General features: G+C 64.0%; 3 protein-coding genes. All 3 read right to left on the reverse strand.

Features of this window, described 5'->3' with window-relative positions:
* Positions 1-46 precede the first annotated feature (46 nt).
* Positions 47-670: an acetate uptake transporter gene (locus C476_RS06010; protein WP_008010884.1), complete on the reverse strand. Its 624-nt coding sequence runs from the start codon at positions 668-670 to the stop codon at positions 47-49.
* A 948-nt stretch (positions 671-1,618) separates the two neighbouring features.
* A complete protein-coding gene (gene mutL, locus C476_RS06015; protein ID WP_008010885.1) occupies positions 1,619-3,802 on the reverse strand; it encodes a DNA mismatch repair endonuclease MutL in 2,184 nt (727 codons plus the stop codon).
* A gap of 138 nt (positions 3,803-3,940) precedes the next feature.
* On the reverse strand, positions 3,941-6,373 hold a 2,433-nt coding region (mutS, locus tag C476_RS06020; protein ID WP_008010887.1), incomplete at its 5' end, for a DNA mismatch repair protein MutS.

The following is a 6,373-nucleotide window of genomic DNA, read 5'->3' on the forward strand; positions in this document are numbered from 1 at the left end:
GTGGAGGGCGCACTGGATACGACAGTCAGCTACCTGTGGGTGCTGATCAGTCGTCAGCGACGCTCATCGAGTCCTGGCTGGTCGGCTTCGATTTGAGCGGCTGGCCGCCCAGCGGGAGGACTTCGGCGTCGAAGCTCCAGTTGGTCACTTCCGCGATGCTGATGTAGAGTGCACCCGCGCCGGTGACGAGTCCGAGGTAGCCACCGAGGGTGACAAGCGACGCGATCCCGAGGATGTCGCCGAAGGCGAGCAGGAAGAACGTGATCGAGAGCACGAGGAAGACGCTCCAGAGCGCCCAGTTGAGCTTGAACGTGCTGATCCACATTCCAACGGTGAACAGCCCCCAGACGAGGAGGACGACCCCGATCGCCTGTGCGCCAACCGACGGGAGAATTCCGTTGTGGGTCATCGTGATGAGGAGGCCAAACCAAATCCAGAACGCACCGTAGCTGGTAAAGGCAGTCAGTCCGAAGGTGTTGCCTTCGTTGTACTCCAGCATCCCGACGAGCAACTGGACGAAGCCGCCAAAGCCGAGTGCCATCGGAATCAGCGCCATTTCGAGTTCGAGACCGAAGAGTCCGGAATTAACGAGGCTCAGCAAAATCGTCGTGAGGCTGAACGCAGCCAGGCCAAGGGGACCCGGGTTTCCGGTGTTGGTATTTGCAGGCATCAAAACACCATAGCGAATCCCAGGTTATAAAGCATGATGGTTAGACAAAAATGGTGACAAACTCCAGTAGTATGATGCGCTAGCTAGACACATAGATCGCTATCGAACATGTTCAGTTATAACATATAACACAGACATCTTCCACCGTGGTACTAGATATCACGAACAGAATCCGCATGCAGGGACTATGATCACTGAGCCCATCTCCGGTTCGAACCTAATAAAATAATAATGGTAAATCTGTCGAACTGTGGCTCGGTGCTCGCTCGAGGAATATATAACAAATACTATGGATACTATCAAAACTATTTGATAATAGTCTACTATTGGGATGACAGACAGCCGGTTGAACGGGACAGCACGGGCGGTTACATGACCTATGAACATAACTAAACTTATCACACGAGAATAATGAGTCGTAGCCGCAGATGTCAGATTGACAAATCTTTTCGGGGGTCGGGACAGAGTATGGAGGTATGCGACGCTGGCGCGACCCTCGCTGATGGCGGTGGATTCTCTGGGCGACGATGGGAATCGCCTTTCTGCTCGTCAACACCAATCGGCTCTCGAGTCTCGATCGGATCAGTCGGTGTGGCTGGATTCGTCGCCGCCGTGGCCGTGTTCGCACTCGTCCGAGACACGCCCGCCCAGGCAGGGTTCGAGCCGCTCGTCGTCGGCGGCGCGGTCTTTTTCCTGACTGGCTTCCTGCAGGGCGCGTTCTTGCTTGGCTACGCTGTCGTCAAGGATCGCTACCCCAGCAACGCGAGCGGTATCTCGACCGGGACGGTCAACTTCGGTGCGTTCGTTGGGGCGGCGATCTCACCGGTGGCGTGCGCGTCTACACGCCGTTTGGCTATCGGATCGCGTTCGCTATCGCCACCGCCGTCGGCGCGATCTCGTTTTGCTGTGCGATCTGGCTCTCTCGGCCTGCCGCACATCTCGAGGAACCTAGCTGCCGTGACCAGGATAGTCCCGCTCGAAGCGCGCTTCGAGTTCGGCCTCGTCGAACGTGACGAGTACCGGTCGCCCGTGCGGACAGGAATAGGGGTTCTCACAGTCGTCTAACGCCTCGAGCAGCTCGATCACCGACCCCTCGGTCAGCGACGTGTTCCCCGTGATCGAGGGATAACAGGCCAGATCGCCGAGGAACTGGTCAGCCAGCGCATCGACCGTCTCGGCCCCCGCCTCGTCATCGCCGTCGACAAAGGCGGTGAGCACGTCCCGCAGTCGATCCGGCTCGAGCGTCTCCTCGAGCACCGCTGGCACTGTCGTCACGGCAATCGTCCGGTCGTCGACTCGGTCGGCGTAGAACCCAAGCCGCGATAGTGCCTCGCGATAGTGCTCGAAGGCCTCGGCCTCCGCGGCGGTCAACTCGAGTTCAACGGGTTCGGCGAGCGCTTGTGCGGTCGGATCGTCGGCGAACGCGTCCTGCAGGCGCTCGTAGTTGACCCGTTCGTCGGCGGCGTGCTGGTCGATTAGGACGAGTCCATCGGGCGTCTCACAGACCAGATAGGTATCGTGGAGTTGGCCCAGCACGCGCAACGACGGCAGCGAGTCGAACTCGGTTTCCTCGCCCGTCGCGGCCTCGCCGGTCAGCGTTCGCTGTTCGGTGGCGGTCCTAAACGTGCCTGCGTGGGCTGTCGCGTCGCGACCGTCTTTCGGGTCGTCGTCTCGAGGCGAGGCGGATCGGCTCGCATCGGCCGTCGTCTCGCTACCCGTCCCGCGCTCTGGATCGGTGTTCGGCCCCGCCGCGGTCGTCGACGACTCGTCCGGCTCGCTCGTGTTCGCCGTCGGCTGCGATGTGTGCTCGGTGCTGGCATTGCCCCCACTTGAGGCGACTCCTGCATCGGTACTCGCCGGTTCGGAATCAGCAGTCGATGGCACGTCGTCTGTCCCGTCGTCGGCCGTGGCTGCCGGGTCGCTTTCGTTTCCATCTGTGTCGCTGGTCGATGTCACACCGCCAGTGCTCTCCTCGAGCGTCGTCGGCTCGTGGTCGACCGTCTCAGTCCCGGCTCGACGGGGCCCGCCGGGTTCGACCCGCGCCTCGCCCGGTGCTGATCGACCCCGTGGCGCTCGCGAGCGCAGCAGGCCGTGCTCGAGCAGCGCCGACTCGACGGCGGCGTCGACCTGCCGCCGGACCGCATCGTCGTCGTCGAAGCGCACCTCTCGCTTGCGCGGGTGGACGTTCACGTCGACCGCGTCGCCGGGGACCTCGAGAAAGAGCGTGACGAAGGGATAGCGGTCGCCGCCCAGTTGTGTCCCATACGCGCCCATGATCCCCTCGCGGACCGCGTCGGCGGTCACGGCCCGGCCGTTGACGTACGTCGCGAGGTAGTCCCGACTCGAGCGATTCGTTTCGGGATGGGAGACGAGCCCCGAGACGGACTCGAGCGGCCCCGGCGGGAGTTCGTCGCCGTCGGCCTCGACGGGAATCATCGCCGAGGCGACCTCGCGACCGTAGACCGACAACACGGCGGCCTGCAAGTCACCCTGCCCGGTCGTCGAGAACACTTCGCGGCCGTCGTGGGTCAGCGAGACGGCCACGTCGGGATTCGCGAGCGCATAACGCGTGACGACGCGGTTGACGTGGGCGAACTCCGTCGCCGTCGTCTTCAGAAACTTCCGGCGGGCGGGTGTGTTATAAAAGAGATCGTCGACCTCGACGATCGTCCCCGCGGGACAGCCCGTCGGCTCGACGCTCGTTACCTCGCCGCCCTCGTAGACGAGTTCCGTCCCTGCGCCGTCGGCGTCGCGCGGGCGCGATCGGATCGTCAACCGCGATACCGAGCCGATCGTGTGCAGAGCCTCGCCACGAAAGCCCAGCGTGGCAACGCCTGACTCTAAGTCCTCGAGGCCGTCGATCTTGCTCGTCGTGTGCTCGCGGACGGCTGCCCGAAGGTCCGCCTCGCTCATCCCGTGGCCGTCGTCTGCGACACGGATCAGTTCGGTGCCGCCGTCTTCGACGGTGACGTCGACGCTCGAGGCGTCGGCATCTAAGCTGTTCTCGACCAACTCTTTGACAGCGCTGGCGGGCCGTTCGACGACCTCGCCGGCGGCGATGCGGGCGACGGTATCTTCATCTAGCTGGTGGATCTCGGTCTCGCCGTCCGATGGAAGAGGCTCGTCACTCATGATAGACAGCGTCGGCACGCAACGGGGTAGACGCGCCTGATGTGCTAGATATCTCTACAGATGGCTGCTGGTTAGGTTTTACCGTCTGGAGTCGCGCGTTCGAACGCGTCCTCTACTCGTCTTCTTGCCGCCGCTGACCTACGGCTTCTCGAGTCGCTCCTGTAACTCCTGGACCTTCGAGACGAGTTCGATCGGCGGCGTCGTATTCACGTCGATCGACTCGAGGTCTGCGAGGACGGCCTCGGTCTCGGGGTCGATCGACTGGCCGTCGTCGTTTTCCGTCGGGCCGCCGTCGGCCGACGCAGCCTGTGCCTGTGTTTGCATCGTTCCGCTGCCGAGGTCGAAGACGGCCTGGACGGGCTCGTTCGAGCCGCCACCTTTGGCCTCGATGGCTTTCTCCTCGCGCAGGCGCGCCAAGACGTCTCGAGCGCGGTCGACGACTGGACCCGGCACGCCTGCGAGGTCGGCGACGTGAATCCCGTAGCTGCGGTCCGTGGGGCCGTCCCGTACCGTTCGGAGGAACGTCACATCGCCGTCGCGTTCGTCGGCCGCGATGTGGACGTTCGCGACGCGAGGAAGGTTCTCCGCGAGGCCGGTCAGTTCGTGGTAGTGGGTCGCGAAGAGAGTCTTGGCCTGGACTTCGTTGTGGAGGTACTCCGTCGCGGCCCACGCGATCGAGATTCCGTCGTAGGTCGCGGTCCCGCGGCCGACTTCGTCTAAGATGACCAGCGACTCCTCGGTCGCGGTATGGAGGATATTCGAGAGTTCGCTCATCTCGACCATGAACGTCGAGCGTCCCTGTGCGAGTTCGTCCAGCGCGCCGACACGGGTGAAGATGCCGTCGACCAGCCCGATTTCGGCCTCCTTTGCCGGGACGAAACTGCCGATCTGGGCCAGCAGGACGATACACGCGACCTGGCGCATGTACGTTGATTTCCCGGACATGTTGGGACCGGTGACGACCAGAAAGCCCCGATCCTCGTCTAAGCGCACGTCGTTGGGGACGAACTCCGTCGTCTGCTCGACGACCGGGTGACGACCCTGGTCGATCGCTAAGCGATCGCCCTGATGTAAGTCGGGCTGGACCCAGCGGTTCTCGGCCGCGTGCGTCGCCAGACTGGCCAGTGCGTCGACGGTCGCCAGCGCCCGGCCGACGTCCTGTAGCAATTCGGCGTGGGCAGCGACCGACTCGCGAAGCTCGCAGAACAGCTCGTACTCGAGTTCGCCGCGTTGCTCCTCGAGTCTGAGGATTTCCCGCTCTTTTGTCTCGAGTTCGTCGGTCGTAAACCGTTTGGAGTTTTTCAGCGTCTTGATCTGCTCGTAGTGATCCGGGACGCCGTCGGCGGCGGATTTGCCGACCTGGATGTAGTAGCCGTCGGTCTTGTTCCGGTCGACGGTAACATGCGAGAGGCCGTGCTGGGCTTTCTCGCGGTCGGCGAGCGTATCGAGCCACTCCTTGACGGCGTCGTGGCGCTCGATGACCTCGTCGAGGTCGTCGTCGTATCCCCGCTGGAGGAGTTCGCCCTGCCTGACCGTCGACGGCGGGTCGTCGGCGATGGCTTCCTCGAGGGTCTCCTGCAACTCGGCGGCAGCCTCACGGTCCGGTCGGTCGACGATCTCCGAAAGGGGTGAGTCAGCAACCTCCGGGTTCGACGCGACGAGTTCGGCGACCGCTGGCAGGACCGACAGCGTTTCGCGGACGGCGACCAGATCCCGCGCGTCGGCGCTGCCGTGTGTTGCCTTCGAGGCCAGTCGCGCCAGATCGTAGGCCTCGCCGAGCGTCTCCTGCAGTTCGTCGCGAGCCAGCGCCGCTGTCGATAGCGCAGCGACGGACTCCTGGCGTTGCTCGAGCGTCGCGAGCGACCGCCGCGGTCGCTGAAGCCACTCTTTCAGCAGGCGACCGCCGGCACTGGTTTCGGTGTGGTCGATCGTCGCGAACAGCGAGCCATCGCGCTCGCCTTGCATCGTCTCGGTCAACTCGAGGTTGCGCTGGGTGGTCGCGTCCAGCGTGACGTGGTCGTCGCCGTGGTGGGCCTGAATCCGTGTCATCGAGGCCAGCACGCCCGCACCGGTGTCCGCGACGTACGCGAGAATGGCCCCGGCGGCGGCGATGGCCGGGTCGTCGACGGCCAGTCGGTCGACGGTCTCGGTTCCGAACTGCTCGCGCACCTGATGGGCAGCACGCTTGGGTGCGAACGCCTCCGTCTCGTGGAGCGTGAGGGTTGCATCGCTGCGTTCGCGTACCCGCCCGAGGAGGTCGTCGTCGGTTCGCACGTCCGGTCCCGGCAGGACCTCGACCGGATCGAACCGGTAGAGTTCCGTCAGCGCGTCGTCGGCGTCGTCGGCTTCGGCGACCAGAAACCGGCCGGTCGTCACGTCCGCAAAGGCGAGGCCGTACCCGTCTCCGCTTCCACTCGAGCCACTGGCACCGCTGCCGTCGACGACCGCTGCGAGGTACTGGGCGTCGGCGTCGCTGGTCTCGAGTAAGGTCCCGGGCGTCACGACGCGGACGATCTCGCGGGCGTGACCGGAGTCGGTCTCGTACTGGTCGGCGACGGCGACCCGGTAGCC

This window comes from Natrinema limicola JCM 13563 (assembly GCF_000337475.1).
GTDB lineage: Archaea > Halobacteriota > Halobacteria > Halobacteriales > Natrialbaceae > Natrinema > Natrinema limicola.